Genomic DNA, 20,785 nt, shown 5'->3' on the forward strand with positions numbered 1-20,785 from the left:
AAACTGATTCGGCCGCCTCCTTCTTCCTAGTACAGCACTCGCGCCCCCACGCAACAGCGCGACGCGTAGTCCCGCCCCTACAGAGCCAACTTCCAAGGAACACCATGCCCCAACTTACCAAAGCCGATTTGCACTACACGGACTACAGCTGGACGGCCGTTCCCGGAGATGATCCGACAAAGGTCAAAGAAGATTCGGATCGGTTGAGCCGCAAGGAAGGCTATGAAGTACTTGCCTACCTCAACTCGTTTGTCGGACCAGAGAAGGCCGACCTGTCGAAGGCAACGCGGCTCATCATCGAATGGATCGTGCATGAAAAACTGCCGTCGAATGTTCAAGGAAGAACCAAGGTCACCGCGTGGATCGTTGAAAACTTTCTCACCCTGAAACCCAGCTATCCACGGTAGTGAGGGTTTCTCACGACGGCGTGTCCTCCAGCGTCGCTCTCAAGATCCTGTGGCGGCCGCGACTTTGACCTTGCCGACCATGCCAGCTTGGTAGTGTCCCGCGATGAGACAGGCGAAATCAAATTCGCCCGCACGGTTGAAGGTCCAGATGATCTCGCCGGTCTTGCCCGGAGCGACATGCGCCATGTAAGGCTCTGAATGCTCCATGCCGGGAAACTTCATCATGAGTGCGGCATGTTCGTCGAGCTCCTTCTTCGTACCGATCACGAACTCGTGCATGGCCTGCCCTTCGTTGCGAATGAACAGCCGGACGGTCTCGCCTTGCTTGACCTGGATGCGATCAGGTGTGAAGCGCATGCTGTCGCTCATCTTGAATTCCAGCGTTCGCTTGGCCGCGCTCGCATCGCCCGCGATGCCCCAGTCTTTCTGCCCCTTGCGCACAGGTCCGCTTGGTGCGCCGTGATCCTCGTCGCCGTGTGCGAAGGCGAGGCCTGAGAATGCCAGGGTGCTGGCGAGCATCAATGTCCTGATCGGTTTCATGAGGTTCCTTGGACTAATGGTTGGGTTTGTCTGGAAAAGGTGCGAGGTCCAGCAACATCAATGCGCCAGAATCTTGGAGAGAAAGTCCTGCGCCCGCGGTGTCCGACTCTCGGGTCGGTCAAAGAATTCGTCGCGCGGGCAGTCTTCGACGATGCGGCCCTGATCCATGAAGATCACCCGATCGCTGACCTGCCGGGCAAAGCCCATCTCGTGGGTGACCACCATCATCGTCATGCCCTCACGCGCCAGTTGCACCATCACGTCGAGCACCTCGCCAACCATCTCGGGGTCCAGTGCCGAGGTCGGCTCGTCGAACAGCATGACGATCGGGTCCATCGACAGCGCCCGAGCAATCGCGACCCGCTGCTGCTGGCCACCGGAAAGCTGGCCTGGGAACTTGTCCTTGTGGGCCCCCAGGCCCACGCGTTCGAGCATGCGCAGTCCGCGCTCGACCGCTTCGGCACGCGATCGCCTGAGTACCTGAACCTGCGCCAGCGCGAGGTTGTCGGTCACGCTCAGGTGCGGGAACAGTTCGAAATGCTGAAACACCATGCCGACGCGGCTGCGCAGCTTGGGTAAATTGGTCTTCGGATCGGTCACCGCGATACCGTTGACCGTGATGCTGCCGCGCTGGATCGGCTCGAGCGCATTCACCGTCTTGATGAGCGTCGACTTGCCCGAGCCCGAGGGGCCGCAGACCACGACCACTTCGCCCTCGCCGATGCGCGTGCTGCAGTCGGTGAGCACCGCAAACTTGCCGTACCACTTGGAGACGTTGTCAATATCGATCATCGTTTTCATTCGCTTGTTCGTCATCCATTCAGACGGTCGACGCGGTCTTGCGCCGCTGCAACCAGGTCACCCACCATGCACCCGCCGTGCACAAGACCAGGTAAACGGCCGCGACAAGGATGTAGACCTCGACCACGCGCCCGTCGCGCTGGCCCACTTTGCTCGCAGCTCCGAGAAAGTCGTTCAGGCTGATCACGTAGACGAGCGACGTGTCTTTGAGCAAGGCGATGGTCTGGTTGATCAATGACGGCGTCATGTTGCGGAACGCCTGCGGCAGGATCACATGCCGCAAGGCCTGCCAAGGTGCCATGCCGAGCGACTGCGCCGCCTGCATCTGCCCCGCGCGCACGCTGCCGATGCCGGCGCGGATGATCTCGCAGTAGTAGGCCGACTCCGCGAGCACGAAGGCCACCAGCGCCGCGTAGATCGGTCCGACGGAAAGGTTCGGGTCGCCCGTGACGGAGCGCAACACCACGGGCATCAGGAAGTAGATCCACAGGATCGTGAGGATCAGCGGAATCGAGCGGAACAGGTTCACGTAACCGGCGACGAAGGTCGCGACCGGACGCGGCGCGAAGATCCTGGTGATCGCCAGCAGCGTCCCAAGGCCAATGCCCGCTGCCATTGCGGCGATCACCAGGAACGCCGTCATTTGCAGGCCCTGGAGCAGATAGGGCCAGGCGCGCTGCAGGGCCGCCCAATCGAAGTCGTAGCCCATCAAGCAGCTCCCAACAGGCCGGGCACACGCGCCCGAATCTCGATGCGGCGCATCAGCACGATCACGCCATAGGTGATCGCCATGTAGATGACCGTCGCGGCAATGAATGCTTCGAACGGGTGGGCGCTGAATTCACTGAGCTGGCGCGTTTGGCCCGTCAGCTCCATCAGCCCAATGGTGAGCGCCACGGCCGAGTTCTTGAACACATTCAAGAAATCCGAGGTCATCGGCGGGATGACGATGCGCAGGGCCTGCGGAAGAATCACATGCCGGTAGGCCGCCACGGTCCCCAGCCCGAGCGCCATCGCCGCCTGCTTTTGGCTGCGCGGCACCGACTCGATGCCGGCACGCACCTGCTCGGCCGCCTTCGCAGCCGTGTAGAGCGTGAGCGCCACCAGCACGGTGAGGAACTGGTTCGTCGTCGGGTTCATCTGCTTGAGCGCATTGCCCCAGTCGACCGGCAGCAGCTCCGGCACCACGAAATACCAAAGGAACAGTTGGACAAGCAGCGGCGTATTGCGGAAGCAATGGATGTACACCGTGGACAGGTAGCGCGCAGCCCGGTTGGGCAAGGTCCGTGCAACGCCGGCGATCAGGCCGAGGCCCAGCGCCAGCGTCCAGGCCAGCAACGACAGCACAACCGTCCACAGCAACCCGCGCAGCAGCATCAGGCCGTACAGGCCCTCGCCCGTGACCGAGGGCTTGAAGAAGATCAACCAATCCCAGGAGTAGTGCATCGTTCAGGACGTTCGGAGAGACGAATCGTGAGGTGGCGTCAGGGCATTCACAGCGGCTGGTCGCTCGGATGGCGCATGAGTTCCTGCATGTCGGGCGACATCGGGAAGTTGACCGTCACGTTGCCCTTCACCGCGATGGGCTTCAGGAAGTACTTCTCGTACAGCGATGCGAATTCGCCGGAGCGCATCATCCCGGTGATCACGCCGTCGACGAGTTTCTTGAAGGCAGCATCGCCCTTGCGCAGCATGCAGCCGTAGGCCTCCTTCTGCTGGGGAACGCCGACCACTTCCCAGTCGGCCGGAGTGCGTGCGCGTGCGATGTTGCTGAAAAGAATGATGTCGTCTTGCGTGGCCGCCACGGCCCGGCCGGTCTCGACGGTCAGGAAGTTCTCGTTGATGTCCTTGGCCAGGATGATGTTGATGCCCCACTTGTTCTTCTCGTTGAGCTGCCGCAGCATGCGCTCGGCCGTGGTGCCCGCGCTCACGACCACGTTCTTGCCCACGAGATCGGACCAGTGCTTGATGCCCGTGTTCTTGCGCACCAGCAGGCGCGCACCCACCACGAAGAAGGTGGTGGAAAACGACACCTGGTTCTGCCGCTCGGCGTTGTTCGTGGTGGAGCTGCACTCCAGGTCGACAGTCTGGTTGGCCACCAGCGGAATGCGCGTCTGCGGCGTGACTTCCAGTGTCTTGACCTCGAGCTTGGTGAGCTTGAGGTCCTTCTTCACCTGTTCGACCACACGCTGCGCGATTTCCCACGCAAAGCCGGCCTGCTTGTTGTTGTCGTCCAGGTAGTTGAACGGGATGGAGGCGCCGCGCGTGGCCACCGTGATCGTCCCGGTGTCCTTGACCTTCCTGAGTGTGCCATCCAGCGGCGGCGGGGTTTGCGCGGCGACACCGGAGCACAGCACGAGGCCGGCTACGGCGAGGAAGGGACGGATCAACGCAGTGTGAATGGTGGGCTTGAGGGTCATCGCGGGCTCCAGGTGGCGTGAATCAGAGGTTGAAACTCGTCTCAAAGGCGCTCAAGGCGCCCAGCAACTCGTCAAGCAGCGCCTGGGGATCGTCCAGGCCGATCGACAGACGAATGACCGGGCCTTGGACGTCACAGAAATTGCGCTTGGCGAGTTCTTCCGCCGGATAGAAGGCCGCAATGCTGCGCACGCCACCCCAGCTCGCGCCGATGGAAAAGAGCTTCAGCTTTCCGAACAGTGCCCGGTAAGCGTCGTAGGGGCTGTCTACGAGCTGCAGCGACATCACGCAGCCGGACTGCTTGAAGTCACGCGCCCAGAGCACATGGTCCGGCGCGCCAGGCAGCGCCGGAAAGAGGATCCGACGCACCAGGGGATGCGCCGCGAGCCGCTCGGCAATCAGCTGAGCGCTGGTGGCCTGCCGCTCCATACGTATTTGCATCGTGTCGAGGCCCCGGGCGACCAGGAAGCAATCCTCCGGGCTCACGGCCAACCCCATCTGCGATTGGAGGCCGCGCAAGGACCTGTACAGGCCTTCGTCATTGGTCGCGATGCTGCCCATCAACACGTCCGAATGGCCCCCCATGTACTTCGTGCAGGCGTGAATGCACAGGTCGACGCCGTGCGCCAGAGCCGCGAAGCCCAATGGACTGGCCCAGGTGTTGTCGATGGCCGTCAGCACACCGCGCGCACGGGCCACGGCGGTGATCGCCGGCACGTCTTCCACTTCCATCGTGACCGTCCCAGGCGACTCCAGCCAGATGAGGCGCGTGTTGGGACGCACCAGGCGTTCGATGTCCGCGCCGATGCGCGGCGGGTAGAACTCGACTTCAATGCCGAGCGCCTGCAGCCGCTCGACGGAGAAAGACTTGGCCAAGCCGTACGCGGCGTCGGTCATCAGCAGGTGATCGCCCTTCTTGAGCAGTGCGAGCAGCGCACTGCAGATGGCTGCTTGCCCAGAAGGGAAGACGACGCAGTGCGCAGCGCCGTCCAACTCGGCGATGCGCGTCTCAAGGGCGCGCTGCGTCGGCGTGCCAGTCGTGCCATAGCTGAAGCCATCGGGCAGGCGGGTGCGGCGATTGACGAAATCGTCGAGTGAATCGAAGACGACCGTGGAGCCTCGCCACACTGGCGGGACGAGGCTGGCGAATGCGCCCCGAGCGGAGGTGTTGGGATGGGGAATGGAAATGGGAGAGTTCACGATACAAGACGGAGGCTGTTCGTTGAGGGGCGATCAGTTGGCGGGTGCAGATTCGATGAGCTGCAGTGCCTGCTTCATCTGGTCGACGGCCATGTTTTCGAGATCGGTATAGACCTTCATCTCCACCGTCAGGCGAGCGAAGGTTTCCTTGGCCGCGGCTAACTTGGCCGGGTCATTGGTCTTGGGGTTCGCCAGTGCCGCCTCCAGGCGCTTGTACTCGCTGGTGAGAAAAGCCGGTTGTTCGCCGATGGCACGCAGGCCGGCATTGGTCATCGAGCGGATGCGCAACACCATCTTCACGTCCGACTGCTCCATCTCGCCCTGCGCGCGCTCCAGTGCGAGCCTCGCGGCAAGCGCCTGTTGGCTGTCGGGCTTCTTGGTCGCAGCGATGGATTGAAACTTGGCGATGTCGCCGGAAAAATCGTGTGCCCATGCGGACGCCGCACAAGCCAGGACGGTCACTGCAAGAACTGTCTGAAGTTTCATGTCGCTTCTCCGGAAGGTGGCTGAAGACGCCAACTCTAGGACGATGGAGATAATCTGAATCGTGCTCGAAATTCTTTCTCCATAAGCGGTTGTTATATGTTGCTCCGAGAGATCGAGGTGTTCCGTTCCGTGATGTCAGTGGGCTCGGCGAGCAAGGCGGCTGCGCTGCTGGGTGTCACGCAGCCCGCCATCAGCCAGTCGCTGCGCAGGCTCGAGGAAGCCGCAGGCTTTCCCCTGTTTCGCCGGCTGCGGGGGCGCCTGCATCCGACGCCCGAAGCGCAAGCCTTGCTGGTCGAGGTCGAGCGCGTCTTCGTGGGGCTGAGCAGCATCGAGCACCGCATGCGCAGCCTGAAGCGATTTGGGGTTAACACCCTGCGCATGGCGGTCTATCCGGCCTTCGGCCTGACCTTCGTCCCCCGGGTTCTGTCGCGATTGGTGGCCGAGCGCCGCGATGCCGACGCCCGGCCCCAGATTTCGCTGCAGGTGCTCAGTTCGCGGGAGGTGCACGAAGCCGTGCTTGGGCGTCAGGTCGACTTCGGATTGATGGCCGACGAGATGCCGACGACAGGCCTGGAGCATTCCGAATTCGCGCGCTTCCCGGGCGTGGTGGTGATGCATGCGAAGCACCGGCTGACCAAGGCCAAGACTATCCAGCCGCATCAGCTCGCGGAAGAGCCATTCCTCGCGCTCAACCCCGAGGACGCGTCCCGGCGGCGCCTGGAGCGGGCATTGGCGGAGTGCAACGTCGGGTTGAGCGTGCTGGTCGAAACCCCGTACGCGGCCAGCGTGTGCGAGATGGCCTTGAACGGTATGGGTATTGGCTTTGTCAACCCGGTCACCGCCATGGAGTACGCCCAACGCGGCCTGGTCATCCGTCCCTTGTCTCTGGAGGTCTCCTTCGCGGGGGTGCTCGTACTGCCTCCCGGGCAGCCGCTGTCCGGCCTCGCTTCGCGAGTGCTTCAGCTCATGCGCATGCAGTTGGCCGAAGACCAGAAGGCCCTCGCCAATCTTCTCAAACCCCGCGCAAAAGCTTGACCGCCAAGCCTCAGTGACGCTTCGTTTGTGTCTCGCAGCAACAGGGACTTTTCCCCTCGGAAGCCAAGACCCCGTAGGCCTTGGCCACTGTCTCGCTGATCGGCGCATCGGCAGGGGCGCACGCCTCGATGGCGCACAGCAAGTGCTCGGCAACCACCCAGTTTCGCCGTCGCAGGGCCTCCTGGTAGATTTCCAGCAGGTGCAGCTCGAGTGGCTTGGGTCTCTTCATAGGAGCTCCTTCGCACGCAGCGAAGCCGCCGGGCTGCACGCCTAGGTCGATCTTTCGCCGACGTGGGACGCGTGAACGTCGCTCTTGGCTCCACGCAAGCGCAAGGCGTTGGTGATGACCGAGGCCGAGCTCAGGCTCATGGCCAGCGCCGCGATCATCGGCGACAGCAGCCAGCCCGTGAACGGGAACAGCACGCCCGCGGCCAGCGGCACGCCCAGGGCGTTGTAGAGGAAGGCGAAGCCGAGGTTCTGCTTCATGTTGGCGATGGTCTGCTCGGAGATGACGCGCGCCTGCGCAATGCCGCGCAGGTCGCCCTTGACCAGCGTCACCTGGGCGCTGTTCATCGCGACATCGGTGCCGGTGCCCATCGCCACGCCGACGTCGGCCTTGGCGAGTGCGGGCGCGTCGTTGATGCCATCCCCCGCCATCGCGACGATGCGGCCCTCGCGCTGCAGCTTGTCGACAAGCGCGAGCTTGTCGGCGGGCTTGACTTCGCCGTGCACCTCGTCGATGCCCAGCTTCGCGGCGACAGCCCGGGCCGTGGTCAGCCCGTCGCCGGTGGCCATGATGACGCGCAGGCCCGAGGCCTTGAGCGCGGCCAGCGCCTCCAGCGTGGTGGGCTTGATCGGGTCCGACACCGCGAGCAGGCCGGCGGCCTGGCCGTCCACCGCCAGAAACATGACACTCGCGCCCTCGGCCCGCATCGCCTCGGCGCGCGGTTTGAGGTCGTCGACCCGCACGTGCAGCTGTTCCATCAGCGCCGTGTTGCCGAGCGCCAGCTTCCTGCCGGCCACGGCGCCGCTCACGCCGATGCCGCTGCTGGATTCGAAACCCTCGGGCGTGTCCAGTGCCAGCTGGCGCTCGCGCGCCGCCCGCACGATGGCGTCGGCCAGCGGGTGTTCGCTGCCCTGGTCCAGGCTGGCTGCGAGCCGCAGCACCTCGTCGGCGGTGAAGCCCGGCGCAGGCACCGCGCGCTCGAACTGCGGCCGGCCTTCCGTCAGGGTGCCGGTCTTGTCGACGATGAGCGCGTCGACCTTGCGGAAGTTCTCGATCGCCGCGGCATCGCGGAACAGCACGCCCTGCGTGGCCGCCTTGCCGGTGGCCACCATGATCGACATCGGCGTCGCAAGGCCCAGCGCACAGGGGCAGGCAATGATGAGCACCGCCACGGCATTGATGAGGCCGTAGACCCAGCTAGGCTGCGGCCCGAAGAAGCCCCAGGCGAAGAAGGTCAGCACCGCGATGGCGATCACCGTCATCACGAAGTAGCCCGCGACCTGGTCGGCCATCCGCTGCATCGGCGCGCGCGAGCGCTGGGCCTGCGCGACCATCTGCACGATGCTCGCGAGCACGGTCTGCGAGCCGACCTTTTCCGACTGCATGACCAGCGCGCCGTTGGTGTTCAGCGTCGCGCCGATGAGCTTGTCGCCCACGCGCTTGGTCACGGGCAGCGGCTCGCCGGTGAGCATCGATTCGTCGACCGCGCTGCCGCCTTCGATCACCACGCCGTCCACCGGCACCTTCTCTCCGGGGCGCACGCGCAGCCGGTCGCCGACATGCACATGGCCGATGGGCACGTCTTCCTCGGTGCCGTCGGCGCCAATCCGGCGCGCCGTCTTGGGCGCGAGCCCCAGCAGCGACTTGATGGCCGCGGAGGTCTGCGAGCGCGCCTTGAGCTCGAGGATCTGGCCCAGCAAGGTGAGCGAAATGATCACCGCGGCCGCTTCGAAGTAGACCGACACGCGGCCCATCGACACGAACGACGCGGGAAACACGCCGGGCGCCACCGTGGCCACGACGCTGTAGACAAAGGCCGCGGCCGTGCCCAAACCGATCAGGGTCCACATGTTCGGGCTGCGGTTCGCCACCGACTGCACCGCGCGCACAAAGAACGGCCACCCGGCCCACAGCACGATGGGAACAGTGAGCACGAGCTCGATCCAGCTTTGCGTGCCCATCTCGAACCACTGGAATCGATGGCCGGCCATGGCAAGCACGGTGACGACGACGGTGAGCGGCAACGTCCAGATGAAGCGCCGCTTGAAGTCTTTCAGCTCCGGGTCTTCGCCCTCATCGAGCGTCGGCATCTCGGGTTCCAGCGACATGCCGCACTTGGGGCAATTGCCCGGATGGTCCTGCCGGATCTCCGGGTGCATGGGGCAGGTGTAGATCGTGCCCGCGAGGCTGGGCTGCGCGAGGTCCGCAGGCGCTAGAACGAGCGGGGCCACCGGCTGTGCGCTGCCGTTTGCATACTTTGCCGGGTCAGCCTCGAACTTGGCCTTGCAGCCTGCACTACAAAAATAGACTGCCTCGCCTTCGTGCTGCAAGACATGAGGTGACTGCGCGGTCACCTTCATCCCGCAAACGGGGTCCTTCAGAACCGCATCGGTCTCGTGCAACGATTCTCCAGAGGTGGGCGGGTGCGCACCATGATGCCCCTTGTGGTGTTCATGCAGGTTGGGCGACGTAGGGTTCATTCGAGTTCTCCAACGAAAAATTGACTGGATGCGCCCACACGGGCGTACATGCAGTCCGCACGGGCCAACCACGAGACCACTTCAGCCGATTGAGGCCGATGTCCCATGCGTGGCGGATCAATTCGGCGGGTAGCCTGCTTCCCTCAGGGCTGCTGTCAAAGACGCGCGGTCCTCGGCGCCGTCGACGCGCAACGTCTTGGTCGGCAGGTCGACCTCGATCTTCGCCGTTGCGTCCAGGTTCTTGACTGCCTGCGCGATCCGGCTCGCGCAGCCACCGCAGGACATTGACTGGATAACGAACTCTTGCATCAGAGACTCCTTGATTGAAAGTGACCCCAGTATCAGGCTTGACATCGTGTGAAGGTCAAGCGAATCTCTGTCGCCAGATCCTCCAACAATGTGCTTCCTCGCATTCAGGATTCCACCTCCAGGACCATCATCAGGCCGCCGCCTCCGTCTTGCTCGACGTTGTTGTTGGTCGTGTGGTGCGGAATGTGACAGTGGACCAGCCACTTGCCAGGCCGCAGGGCCTTCCAGATGACGTCGTAGCGCTGACCCGGGCCGACGTTTACCGTATCCACCTGGAACCGCGCCGATTCAGGCAGCACATAGCCGTCCCTCGCAACGACGGTGAACGGGCCACCGTGGACGTGCATGGGGTGCACGAAGTTGTTGTTGCTGCCCACGAATCTGAGCTTAATGGTCTCGCCGACCTTCATCTTCACCGTGTCGGTGGCGGGAAATGCCTTGCCGTTGATGGTGAAGTAGTTCGGCAATCCGCCTTCCATCAGCATCGCCGGATAGGTCAGGCCTTCGCGCTTGAGCCATTCCTGCAGCTGGATCACATACTCGTGATCCGCCTTGGGTGGCTGCTCGGCGTTCTTCGGATCGATGATCAGGACCCCATACAGACCGAAGGCCTGCTGGCGGTCTACATGGTCATGCGAGTGATAGAAAAACGTACCTGCCTGCTCGGTCGTGAACTCGTAGGTGTAGGAGCCACCGGGTGGAATCGGCTGCTGCGTGATCTTGGCCGGGCCGTCCATCTCGTTCGGCAGGATCAGCCCGTGCCAATGCACAGTGGTGCTCTCGGGCAATCGATTCGTCACCTTGATGCGCACCCGATCGCCTTCTGTGACGCGAATCCTTGGGCCTGGAATCGTCGCGTTGAATGCGTAGCCCTCGACGGTCACGTCCGGCAGGATGTTCCAACGGATGACGCTGGTCTCGAGGTTGAATACCTTGACGCCGTTGCCCAGGGTGGGGACAAGATCCACGTCGCCGCGTGTCTTCGCACCAGCGATGTGTGCGATCTCGCGTGGGTGTATGGCCGACATGTCGCGCATCGCCTGGCCGGGCGTGTCCCAGCCCATGATCATCGACGGAGGCATGATGGCGCCACCAACGTCCCGGTTCGACAGACGCATGTTCACGAACATCGCGGGTATCGTCATGCCGGCCAGCAGCATGAGCGTGGTGGTCATCGTCACGGCCGCCAGCTGCGGCCGCGTCACATTCGGCCGCATGCTGTGGCCGCCGTGACCTCCCTGCGCATGGCCCGATTTGTCGCGCGGCTTGTCCAGCGCGGGATGGGCGCTCGGTTCGTGGCCGGCCTGTTGGGCTGCGGGGGCGGCTGCGGCGACAGGCGTGGAGTCATGCGCATGCGCTGGGGTATGCCCGGGTGCCGTGGCCACATCAGCTTGCGCCTGGGGCTTCTTCTCGGGCCGACGCTCGGTCATCAGCCCGTGCTTCATCTTCCGGGACACCATCCAGACATTCACCGGATACGCCACCGCAAACCCGACGGCCACGCCCAGCGACATCACCCCCCAGAAGACGAGTTCGGTCGGATCCATCGCCCGCATGTCGCGGCCCATCATGAGCAGCGCCATCACCGGCGCCATGCCGGCCATCATCGCGTTCATGCTGATGAACTCCGGCATGAACGACCTCTTGACGTTTTCCCAGTAGGTGCCGCCCATCATGTTCTTCATGAAGAGCGACTGGAAAATGAACAAGCCGAAAGCAAAGCCGGCAACGTACTCGACGATCAGGTCGATCCACATCGGCAGGCCCAGCACCGCGGTTACGACCGCCGCCAGGATGATGCCCGTTGCATCGCCCGCCACGCAGTGGATCGTGGAGCCCACGCCCTGTTTCCACAGCGGTTTGACGAACTCTTCGTGCTCGCCGGGGGCCGGCTCCTTGTCCGCCATCACGTAGAGCAGCAAGCCCAGCGGACCGAGGTAGAGCGTGACGAGTATGAACCCCCACTTCATCACGACCGGCTCGGGGTTGTGGCGCAATTGGTCCCAGGCGACGTAGGCGGTGGACAGGGCCGCCAATACGAACCAGACAGCCAGGAAGTAGTCGATGGGTTGAACGAACATGGAAATCCTCAGTGGTTGGATTCAGGCGCGCCGATGCTTCAACCGCTGCTGATCACCTTGCACCGTGCGGGGTCGGGCAAGCGCTGGACATTCATGCGCGCGGGCCCTGCACAAAGGCACCGCTAGCTGATCAAGGGTTCTTTTTCATCCACGCATCCAGCTGCGCGATTTCCTTGGTTTGATCCTTGATGATCTTGCGTGCCATCGCTTTGAGCTCCGGCGATTTTCCATGCGCGATCTCGGGCTTGGCCATCTCGAGCGCTTGCTGGTGGTGCATCTTCATCAGCATCGCGAAGTCCTTGTCGGTGTCGCCCGACATCTGCATCTTCTGCATGCCGTCCATGCCACTCTTCATTGATTTCATCATCTCATCCGAGCCACTGCCCTTTTGCATTTGCGCTGGAGACATGGCCATCGGCGCCGGTGGCGTGGAGGGTTGAGTTTGCGCTACCGCGGTCAGCGCAAAGGCCGCGAGCACCACGGCGCTCGCCGAGGTCTTGAAAGGCAGGGAGTTCATGGCGTTTCCTTGGCGGTTGTGAATTCAATGTGTCATTTCAAGGCAGGCAATCGCACAGGCACGACAGGCCGTAGCACAGGACTGGCAATGCGGCGCCTGGTGCTTGCCGCATTCCTCCGCACAGGCTTCGCAGATGTCGGCACACAGTCCGCAAATTTCTTTCGCATGCTCGCTGCCCCGGGCGATCGCGGCGGCGGCGAGCTGACAGATCGCAGCGCAATCCATGTCCAGCGCGATGCACCGGGACATCATCTTGACGTTGTCCTCACTCAGGCAGGCCGCCGCGCACTGATTGCATGCGATGGCGCACTCGTTGCATGCCTCGATGCAGGCAGCGTCGGTTTCATGTGACATGACTATCTCCTTTTGCGTAGCGGCCAGCGGCCAGCGGCCGGCGAAGAGGGACGACGCAACCGTCCCGGCCTGCGCGACCCTGCGGATCGCGCGTGCGTGGAAAACTTCGAGCAGCTGTTTGGCGATCTGCCTCGATGTAAACGCCGATACGGATGTCGACCGTGCGAAGACCCTGAACCTGATCGCAGAGTGCCCAAGACCCACGCAGGCGTCTGTCGGACGACAACCCGGTCATGGCGGCGACTGGCCAACAGCCTCATCGCTTGCCCCGGCTGGACCTCCTGGATGCACTCGAGCGAGCTTTTCGACCTCTGTCGTCGCTCGATCGGTTCTTGTGATGTTTGCGGCGCTGCCAATACACGAACGCCACGAAAACGATCACACCCACAATCCAGGCAATGAACATGGTGCTCACCACATTCGTGGAGACCCAACGGCCTGTCACATACATGCGTCACCCCTAAGCTTGCCAGCCATCGGTGCGTGCGCGTGGCGGCAGCAGGAGCGTGAGGGGAAAGCGCTGGCTTGGCTGCATGATGATTTCAGGTACTCGCTGATCGATGCTTAGCGCAAGCCTGCGATGTAGTCGGACACTGCTTTGATTTCACGATCGTTGAGCTTCGCTGCAACGCCGCTCATCAGTACGCTGTTGAGTCGCATCCCATCGCGAAACGATGTCAACTGCGCGGCGATGTATTCGGCGTGTTGTCCGCCAAGCCGCGGGTACTGGCTCGGGATGCCGGCACCGTTGGGACTGTGGCAGCCCGCGCAGGCCGGCACACTGCGGTCCCCAATGCCGCCGCGGTAGATCTTCTCGCCCAGCGCCACCAGATCCTTTTCTTTCGCAAACCCGGGCTTGACGGGCTTGGAACCGAGGAACCAGGCGACATCGCGCATTTCCTGCTCGGAAAGCATCGCCGCCATGCCAGCCATGATCGGGCTCTTGCGTTTGCCGGACTTGAACTCCTGAAGCTGCTTGACCAGGTATTCGGGATGTTGCTGAGCCAGCTTGGGATTGGCGGGGATGGCCGAATTCCCGTCGGCGCTGTGGCACGCGGCGCATGATTTTGCGTTGAAGACGACTTCGCCGTTTGCGATGTCTGCCTTGGCCGGCCTGACGGGGGCCTTCTCGGTAGCGGCCATGGGCATGGGATCGGCTGCGAAAGAGGAGCTGGAGGCAAGCCAGCCGAGAGCGGCGAGCAAAAGGGGAGCGAACAATTTCATGGGGTGTTCAAGTCGTGGGCGGGCTGGCTACAAAGATGGCTGGAGATCGTGCGGTGGCCGAATCACCCACGCGGTGCTTGTGCATGCGGCAAGACGCGAATGGGCGCACTGCACCTGACGACGTTGGCTGAAATGAAGTCGCCCAACTCGACGGATGTCGCAGGATCCAGCATCACGATGTGCGCGTGGCGCTGCCCCGTGGAACGATCGGCCAGGATGGCGAAGCGATGTCGTGCAAGCTCGTCGGAGCTGGCCATCCTCCTGCAATCCGTGCGAGCGCTCCGCTGAATCTCGCTCGCATGGCCGATCTCGACAATTTCGCCTGTACGCCAGCCGTCCTGAAAATCGCGATGCTGCTGGTAGAAACCGGCGCAGCCCAACAGACCGGTGGAGACTGCCATGCTGAGAGTTCCTGTTGCCACAGGACGCGCCTTGCCGATGATGGCGTGTTTCATCTTCGTCATATCGGCAGCAACAACCTGCAGCTCATGACTCCAAGACCGGCTAGGAGGCATTGCCGCTTTGGCTTGCGCCGTCCAGCTTGCGAAAATAGAGACCGCTGAACACCGGCACGCAACGCTCAGGAAAACCTGGGAGATGGATGGCGCGCTCGTGAACTTGCCATTCGTCGCGCAAGACATAGCCCTGCGTCTCGATATCGTTGATAAAGCGCTGGCGGTTGTAGACATACATCGGTGAGAAGCATCCGTCGCCGATGTTCTGCGTCGTGACGTAATCTTCGCCGTCGTACAGGGGCAGCTTATTTAGCAAGATGTGCCGCGGACGATTTTCACCCTCTGCAAGTAGATCGGCAGGGTGCGCATTTTCCAGATAGTGCAGGGCTCCTGCAGAGATCCAGATGTCATTGCCATCCAGCATCTGCTCCAGGGCAGCTGTGTCTGAAAAGCTCAGCGCACCGGCCCCTGCCTGGCTGGCCATTTCCCGGCCGATGGAAGCGATCGCTTGTACTTCGACGACACGCCACGACAAGTCGTGCGGCATCTCCAAATAGCGGCGGTAGGCGTAGTAGTGGACACCGACCGATCCGCCGATGTCGAGTACTTTGGTGGCACCGTCTCTGAATGCACGGTCAAGCCACCACATCACCGGATAGTCGTAGGCAAAAACCTTCTTCGTGCGTATTTCCACGTACTCGGCCGCCAAGGCCGCATGGTCGAATTCCGGATTGACAGGAAGCCAGTCCCGCGCCTGGGCGAAGTCCTTGAAGACGCCGAAGTAGCTGGCAAAACCAGCCTCGGAGAAAAACTGTCGACGCCGCCAGCGCAGCAACGCTGGCCGGGTGACCGGCCCCTCAAGGATTTGCCGAACGACTTGCGAAGCACTGGAGTACGCCATGTTTTTCTCCGTCCTTTCAGCGTTCACTGCCGGCCGGGTTTTCTGATGCGCTCAGCGGGCTGCTTCGATCTTGGTAACGACGATCTTTCCGTCGATCTTCTCCGCCTGGAAACGGACCTTGGCGCCGGTCTCGACCTTGTCGAGCATGGCGTCGTCCTTGACCCCGAACACCATGGTCATGCCGGGCATGTCCAGGTTCTTCAGCGGACCGTGCTTGATCGTGAGTTTCTTGTTGTCCTTGTCCACCTTGCGGACCTCGCCATCGGTGAGCTCCGATGCTGCAGCCGAATCAGCAGCGCCTGCTGCTGGTGCCTTGTCTGCCATGCCGGGCATGTCAGACGCGGGTTTGGACGATTGCGCGTTGGCCGCGCCAACAAACGAAAGTGCGGCAACGAATGCCAAGACTGCGATGCGAATGTTCGACATGAAGTTCTCCTTGGATATGAATGAATCTGGAGTCCCGCTGCTCCCTTGATGGAAGGCCGCAGCGGAAGCGTCGCCCTTTACTTGCCGGCCTTGGTCACCTTCACGGCGCCCTTCATCCCGGCGTCGTAATGGCCCGGCTGCAAACAGCCGAAGTCGACCTTTCCGGCCTTGGTGAACTGCCAGACGATCTCACCGGTCTTGCCGCCGGCCAACGTCACCATGTTCGGATCGGCATGCTCCATCTCGGGGTTCTTCTTCATGGCTTCGTAGTGCTCCTTGAGCTCCTTCTCGGTGCCGAGCACGAGTTCGTGCTTGATCTGGCCCGAGTTCTTGATCACGAAGCGCACGGTCTCGCCTTGCTTGACGGTGATGTCGGCGGGCGTGAAGCGCATGCTGTCCGTCATGTCGACGTTGATGGTGCGCGTGGCCTTGGCGACGACGCCGGGCTTGCCGATCGCCTCATCGGCATCGTGACCATGACCGCCGGCATGGGTGCCCGATGCGGAAGCGCCGGCGGCGGCCAGTGCCACCAAGGCAGCGAGCGCGGTATTGCGGAGTGTGTGTTTCATGTGTTTCCTTTGAGTGTTGAGGTTGGGAGGGAGAGAGAAAATCAGTGGCCGGTATGTCCACCGCCCGGCTTGCGAATCTGGACTTCGATGTTCTTGGCGGGCATGTTCTTCGCGGGCATCGCAGCTGCGCCGGCATCGCGCTGGCGCGAGGTCTCGGGCGCCGGGCCATCGAGCTCGTAGGCCACGGTGCCCTTGGGATGCTTGAACCAGCCGGGGTTGGAATAGTCGCCGGCCTTCTGGTTTTTGCGCACCTTGACGACGCTGAACATGCCACCCATCTCGACCGAGCCGAACGGACCTTCGCCCGTCATCATTCGCGCGGTGTTGTCGGGGATCGGCATTTCCATTTCGGCCATGTCGGCCATGCCGCGCTCGCCCATCACCATGTAGTCCGGCACCAGGTTCGTGATCTGCTTGGCCACGTCCTTATGGTCCAGTCCGATCATGGTGGGTACGTCGTGGCCCATGGCGTTCATCGTGTGATGGCTCTTGTGGCAGTGAAAGGCCCAGTCGCCTTCCTCGTCGGCGAGGAATTCGATCTGGCGCATCTGGCCGACTGCCACGTCGGTCGTCACCTCGTACTGGCGCGTGCTCCTGGGGGTCGGGCCGCCGTCGGTGCCCGTCACAAGAAACTCGTGCCCGTGCAGGTGCATCGGGTGATTCGTCATCGTCAGGTTGCCGATGCGGATGCGCACCTTGTCGTTGAGCCGCACGTTGAGCGAATCGATGCCGGGGAAGATCCGACTGTTCCAGGACCACAGGTTGAAGTCCAGCATCGTCATGATCTTGGGCGTGGCGCTGCCGGGCTCCACGTCGTAGGCGTTGAGCAGGAACACGAAGTCGCGGTCGACCTTCTCGATCAGCGGATGCTCGGCTTTGGGATGCGTCACCCAGAAGCCCATCATGCCCATAGCCATCTGCGTCATCTCGTCGGCATGCGGGTGGTACATGAAGGTGCCAGGCCGGCGCGCGACGAATTCGTAGACGAAGGTCTTGCCGGGCCGGATGGGCGGCTGATTCAGGCCCACCACCCCGTCCATGCCATTGGGCAGGCGCTGGCCGTGCCAATGCACGCTGGTGTGCTCGGGCAGCTTGTTGGTCACGAAGATCCGTACCCTGTCCCCCTCGACCACCTCGATGGTCGGACCGGGCGACTGGCCGTTGTAGCCCCAGAGGTTGGCCTTGAAGCCCGGCGCCATCTCGCGCACCACAGGCTCGGCCACGAGGTGAAACTCCTTCACGCCGTTGTTCATGCGCCAGGGCAGCGTCCAGCCGTTGAGTGTGACCACGGGGTTGTAGGGGCGCCCGCTCGCGGGCATCAGCGGCGGCATGGTGTTGGGCGTGGTCTGAAGCACGGGCTCGGGCAGCGCGGCCATCGCCACCTTGCTCACGCTCGCGGCCGCGAGGGCACCCGTGATGGCACCGGCGCCGCTCAGGAAATTGCGTCTGTTGGTCATGTCGTTCGAATCGGTTGTGGGCTCAGTGGGCTGCGCCAGCAGAGGCGCTTTCGCCACCTGAACTGGCCATCGAGGCGCCCGTGGACGTGGGCTTGCCCATCACAGAGGCCGCCAGCGCAGCGTCGGCCAGCCAGAACTGCTGCTGGGCGTTGATGGCGTTGGTCACGCTGGAGATCTGGTCGCGCGCTTCGGCGAGCAGTTCGAAGACGCCGATCAGCATGCCGTTGTAGCGAAGCACGTTCTCGTCGGCCATGGCCTGGCGCAGCGGCACGATCTCGTCGCGGTAGTGCCGCGCGATGTCGTAGGCCGTACGGTAGGCCGAGTAGCCTTCGCGCAACTGCGAAGAGGCGCCGCGCACGGTGGCGTCGTAGCGGTTGGCCGCGGCCAGAGACTGCGCATTCAACATATCGCGCTGCGCCGATCCCCAGTCGAACAGCGGCAGCCGGATGTCGAGCTCGAAGCCGCGCCGCGTGCTCTTGGTGCCCTCCGCGTTGTCGAACACGGTGTCGCGACGACCACCCACTTCGACGTCGATGAAGGTCGACAGCAGGTTGATGCCTTGCGACTTGCCCGCCACGTCCAGCTGGGCACGTGCGAGCTGGACATCGAGACGCTGCTCGGTCGCGGTCGCCGCGACTTCCTTCGCCTCGCGAGGGGCCTTGGGCAGGTCTGGCAGACGTTCGGGCAGAGTCAACTTGGCAGCCTGCTCATCGTTCAGCCCGAGGACACGAATCAACTCTTCGCGCGCAGCGGTAGTCTCGTGTTGAGCCGAGGCGAGCTGGGTGGTCGCGTCGGCGTAGAAAACCTGTTGGCGTGCACGCTGCAGCTTGGAGAAATTGCCGATGAGCTGCATCCGGCGCGCGAGTTCGGCGCTGGCCTGGGCTGACTTGTTGACCTGTTCGGCGTACTGCAGCGACTGTTGCGCGGCAACGGCACGGACCCAGGCTTGCTTGACCTGCGTGACTTGGTCGACGACGGCACTGGTCAGTTGGACCTTGGCCTGGCTGGCCTGGCTTCTGGAGATCGACAAGCGTTGCGGCAATAGGATGAGGTCCACCAGTCCGAAGGACAGCAGACGCTCAAGCTCGAGTTCGCTGTTCAGTCGAGTTCGCGCGAACGACAGGATCGGGTTTGGCAGTCGGCTGCTCTGGTTGGTAGCGGCAATGTCACCCCAGCTCTGCGCGATCAGCGCCTGGACAGACGGGCTGTTGGCCAGCGCAAGCTGAACCGCATCGCTCTGCGACAATGGCTTGGTCAGCAGATCCTGCGTCAACGCAGCGCGGCGGTCGCGCTGCTCCTGGGTCCGGCTGAGCTCGAGCTTTCCACCGGTGAACTGCTGAGCATTGGTGTTTGTCTCGCTCAGAGCATCGTCGATGCTGACCGACGCGCACCCGGCCAGGAAGGCGGCCGCGACGGCGATAGCCGTCAAACGCAAAGCGCGCTTCATGGCTTCTCCTTCTTCGCAGGCGGCATCGGCATCGAATGGCCTGGTTGCCCGGCAGGTGCAGCGGTTGCGCCCTTGGGCGATTCGGCCTCTACCGACCCCGTGCCCGATGCTTCCTTGGCGTAGGCCTGCCAGCCGCCGCGGCGGTAGACCGTCTCGTTGGCCTCCTTCCAGGGGATGGGCTTTTCGTCAGCGAAGGGCCGATAGCCCTCGAGCGCGGACCTGTAGGTCAGTACAGGTGGCACTGATGTGGGTGCCGCCTCGGGCTGCGCGGATGCAGGCTGAGCCAAGGCGACAGCGGCGCTCAGCGTTGCCAGGGCTGCGAACGCAGCCACGGCGGGGAAAACTGCCAGCCGACGGGCCGACGATGAATGGAACATAGAGTCCTCGCAAGATCATGAACGGGATGCGCCAGAACTGCCCTGAAGGCATGGCGCAGCGATGCATGAGCGTCCGCGGCGACCCCGTGACGGATCACGGGCGCACGAACGCCTCAGAAGCGAGGAGGCTTGTCGAGAACGCGCGGCGCGAGCGTGGCCACCGTGATGGCTGGCTCCGCCAGATCGGCGCGGGGAAGGTCGTGGAAGACGGCCAGTTCCAGCGTGCTGGTCAGCGCCGTGGCATGGCACGCGCCGCAGGTGCCGCACTTGTGCAGCGCGTCAGGTTCCGCGCTTGCAGCCTTGGCGAGGCTGTCTTTCGCGGGTGGCTTGGCGGCCTGTGACGCCTCGTGGTGATGATCGCTGCGCCCGTCCGCATGCGGATATTGGGCGTGGTCGTACATCCCGGACCGCTCGACGGACATTTCCGTCATTGCACCAGCGTGTCCAGGTCCGCAAAAGACCATGGCTGCCGCAGCGTACCCCTGGAAGGGTACGGCAAACATCATGATCCAAAGGACGAACAGGCGAACCCGGTGCATGTGGCGAATTCTAGATCGAGCGGTGTGTCAGATGGTCTGTACGTACATCCAGTCCTACACGCAGCCCTCAGGGTTGTGCTTGTGCGCGGCCCTTGCTCGCGTCAGCCTTGGGCGCAAGCAGAGGTGCTCCGTACCTTGCTGCTGCATCCCAGTTGGGCTGCTTTTGCGCGGCTTCCAGTTCGGCCACCACTTCGGCGCGCGACTTGGAGACCCCGACCTTTGGCGTGCTCATCGATCCCCAGCGCAGCATGCTGGCCCCGGCAGGGGTTTTCTGCGCATCCGCGAGTTCAGTCGACACCTGCGCTGCAGTTTTTCCCGATCCGGCTTCGCCCGGGTGATAGACCACGCCGGCTTCGTTGGGGGCGAAGTGCGACGGGCCTTCCGCATAGGCCGCGAGCGGCGCGACGAAGGCAGCGCCCACGCCGGCGGCGAGTGCGAACGAGAGGATTTGGCGGTTCTTCATTACAGGTCTCCTTCAACGAATGGCTCGGACTTTGCGAGCTGCACTGAACGCGTCGGCATCGACCACCGAGCCG

At 63.1% G+C, this 20,785-nt stretch carries 25 protein-coding genes; 2 read left to right on the forward strand and 23 right to left on the reverse strand.

The features are described from left to right. The first annotated feature begins 104 nt into the window (after positions 1-104). Positions 105-407 carry a hypothetical protein gene (locus AC07XP_RS04350; RefSeq protein WP_495263907.1) on the forward strand — a complete coding sequence of 101 codons (303 nt, stop codon included), beginning with the start codon at positions 105-107 and terminating at the stop codon, positions 405-407. A gap of 39 nt (positions 408-446) precedes the next feature. Here the strand turns inward: AC07XP_RS04350 and AC07XP_RS04355 are convergent, their stop codons facing one another. Genes AC07XP_RS04355 through AC07XP_RS04385 form a run of 7 tightly spaced genes read right to left on the reverse strand, consistent with a single transcriptional unit; the run spans position 447 to position 5,852 of the window. Next, positions 447-947 carry a cupredoxin domain-containing protein gene (locus AC07XP_RS04355; protein ID WP_495263908.1) on the reverse strand — a complete coding sequence of 167 codons (501 nt, stop codon included), beginning with the start codon at positions 945-947 and terminating at the stop codon, positions 447-449. A 57-nt stretch (positions 948-1,004) separates the two neighbouring features. Further along, the gene (locus tag AC07XP_RS04360; RefSeq protein ID WP_495263996.1) at positions 1,005-1,739 is read right to left on the reverse strand and encodes an amino acid ABC transporter ATP-binding protein; all 735 of its coding nucleotides are present in this window, start codon (positions 1,737-1,739) and stop codon (positions 1,005-1,007) included. A 28-nt stretch (positions 1,740-1,767) separates the two neighbouring features. Further along, positions 1,768-2,457: an amino acid ABC transporter permease gene (locus AC07XP_RS04365; protein WP_495263909.1), complete on the reverse strand. Its 690-nt coding sequence runs from the start codon at positions 2,455-2,457 to the stop codon at positions 1,768-1,770. Next, positions 2,457-3,194, reverse strand: a complete 738-nt coding sequence (locus AC07XP_RS04370) for an amino acid ABC transporter permease (RefSeq protein WP_495263910.1) — start codon at positions 3,192-3,194, stop codon at positions 2,457-2,459. Before AC07XP_RS04370 ends, AC07XP_RS04365 begins: the two co-directional genes overlap by 1 nt. Before the next feature lie 47 nt (positions 3,195-3,241). Then, positions 3,242-4,168 (reverse strand): transporter substrate-binding domain-containing protein, encoded by a 927-nt coding sequence (locus AC07XP_RS04375; protein WP_495263911.1) that lies wholly within the window; start codon positions 4,166-4,168, stop codon positions 3,242-3,244. A gap of 22 nt (positions 4,169-4,190) precedes the next feature. After that, positions 4,191-5,366 (reverse strand): trans-sulfuration enzyme family protein, encoded by a 1,176-nt coding sequence (locus AC07XP_RS04380; protein WP_495263912.1) that lies wholly within the window; start codon positions 5,364-5,366, stop codon positions 4,191-4,193. A 33-nt stretch (positions 5,367-5,399) separates the two neighbouring features. Continuing rightward, complete coding sequence (locus AC07XP_RS04385; protein ID WP_495263913.1) at positions 5,400-5,852, reverse strand: hypothetical protein; 453 nt, start codon at positions 5,850-5,852, stop codon at positions 5,400-5,402. A gap of 96 nt (positions 5,853-5,948) precedes the next feature. On the opposite strand from AC07XP_RS04385, the gene AC07XP_RS04390 reads away from it, so the two are divergent. Further along, positions 5,949-6,887, forward strand: a complete 939-nt coding sequence (locus tag AC07XP_RS04390; RefSeq protein WP_495263914.1) for a LysR substrate-binding domain-containing protein — start codon at positions 5,949-5,951, stop codon at positions 6,885-6,887. Positions 6,888-6,897: 10 nt separating this feature from the next. Here AC07XP_RS04390 and AC07XP_RS04395 read toward each other — a convergent pair whose 3' ends face one another. From AC07XP_RS04395 to AC07XP_RS04470, 16 genes are all read right to left on the reverse strand, one after another. Then, positions 6,898-7,116 carry a hypothetical protein gene (locus AC07XP_RS04395; protein ID WP_495263915.1) on the reverse strand — a complete coding sequence of 73 codons (219 nt, stop codon included), beginning with the start codon at positions 7,114-7,116 and terminating at the stop codon, positions 6,898-6,900. 41 nt (positions 7,117-7,157) lie between these two features. Then, positions 7,158-9,593 (reverse strand): heavy metal translocating P-type ATPase, encoded by a 2,436-nt coding sequence (locus AC07XP_RS04400; RefSeq protein ID WP_495263916.1) that lies wholly within the window; start codon positions 9,591-9,593, stop codon positions 7,158-7,160. 117 nt (positions 9,594-9,710) lie between these two features. Continuing rightward, positions 9,711-9,902, reverse strand: coding sequence for a heavy-metal-associated domain-containing protein (locus AC07XP_RS04405; RefSeq protein WP_495263917.1), 192 nt, complete (start codon positions 9,900-9,902; stop codon positions 9,711-9,713). Between the two features lie 104 nt (positions 9,903-10,006). Next, positions 10,007-11,983, reverse strand: a complete 1,977-nt coding sequence (locus tag AC07XP_RS04410; RefSeq protein ID WP_495263918.1) for a multicopper oxidase domain-containing protein — start codon at positions 11,981-11,983, stop codon at positions 10,007-10,009. A 130-nt stretch (positions 11,984-12,113) separates the two neighbouring features. Beyond that, the gene (locus AC07XP_RS04415) at positions 12,114-12,500 is read right to left on the reverse strand and encodes a DUF305 domain-containing protein (RefSeq protein WP_495263919.1); all 387 of its coding nucleotides are present in this window, start codon (positions 12,498-12,500) and stop codon (positions 12,114-12,116) included. A gap of 24 nt (positions 12,501-12,524) precedes the next feature. Next, positions 12,525-12,854, reverse strand: a complete 330-nt coding sequence (locus AC07XP_RS04420; RefSeq protein WP_495263920.1) for a four-helix bundle copper-binding protein — start codon at positions 12,852-12,854, stop codon at positions 12,525-12,527. 564 nt (positions 12,855-13,418) lie between these two features. Further along, positions 13,419-14,078: a c-type cytochrome gene (locus AC07XP_RS04425; RefSeq protein ID WP_495263921.1), complete on the reverse strand. Its 660-nt coding sequence runs from the start codon at positions 14,076-14,078 to the stop codon at positions 13,419-13,421. 62 nt (positions 14,079-14,140) lie between these two features. Then, entirely contained in the window at positions 14,141-14,533 is a 393-nt protein-coding gene (locus AC07XP_RS04430; protein ID WP_495263922.1) for a hypothetical protein, read from the reverse strand. Positions 14,534-14,582: 49 nt separating this feature from the next. Beyond that, positions 14,583-15,434 (reverse strand): methyltransferase, TIGR04325 family, encoded by an 852-nt coding sequence (locus AC07XP_RS04435; protein ID WP_495263923.1) that lies wholly within the window; start codon positions 15,432-15,434, stop codon positions 14,583-14,585. 51 nt (positions 15,435-15,485) lie between these two features. After that, a complete protein-coding gene (locus AC07XP_RS04440) occupies positions 15,486-15,860 on the reverse strand; it encodes a copper-binding protein (RefSeq protein ID WP_495263924.1) in 375 nt (124 codons plus the stop codon). 77 nt (positions 15,861-15,937) lie between these two features. Next, on the reverse strand, positions 15,938-16,429 hold the full coding sequence (locus AC07XP_RS04445) for a cupredoxin domain-containing protein (protein WP_495263925.1): 492 nt from the start codon (positions 16,427-16,429) through the stop codon (positions 15,938-15,940). A 41-nt stretch (positions 16,430-16,470) separates the two neighbouring features. Further along, on the reverse strand, positions 16,471-17,886 hold the full coding sequence (locus AC07XP_RS04450) for a multicopper oxidase family protein (protein ID WP_495263926.1): 1,416 nt from the start codon (positions 17,884-17,886) through the stop codon (positions 16,471-16,473). A gap of 22 nt (positions 17,887-17,908) precedes the next feature. Then, positions 17,909-19,333, reverse strand: a complete 1,425-nt coding sequence (locus AC07XP_RS04455) for a TolC family protein (RefSeq protein WP_495263927.1) — start codon at positions 19,331-19,333, stop codon at positions 17,909-17,911. Continuing rightward, positions 19,330-19,665: a hypothetical protein gene (locus AC07XP_RS04460; RefSeq protein ID WP_495263928.1), complete on the reverse strand. Its 336-nt coding sequence runs from the start codon at positions 19,663-19,665 to the stop codon at positions 19,330-19,332. The genes AC07XP_RS04455 and AC07XP_RS04460 overlap by 4 nt, the downstream gene beginning before the upstream one ends. Positions 19,666-19,823: 158 nt before the next feature. Beyond that, a complete protein-coding gene (locus AC07XP_RS04465) occupies positions 19,824-20,141 on the reverse strand; it encodes a hypothetical protein (protein ID WP_495263929.1) in 318 nt (105 codons plus the stop codon). Positions 20,142-20,316: 175 nt separating this feature from the next. Then, a complete protein-coding gene (locus tag AC07XP_RS04470; RefSeq protein ID WP_495263930.1) occupies positions 20,317-20,712 on the reverse strand; it encodes a hypothetical protein in 396 nt (131 codons plus the stop codon). Positions 20,713-20,785 lie beyond the last annotated feature (73 nt).

Source organism: Variovorax sp. GW531-E2, assembly GCF_059423125.1.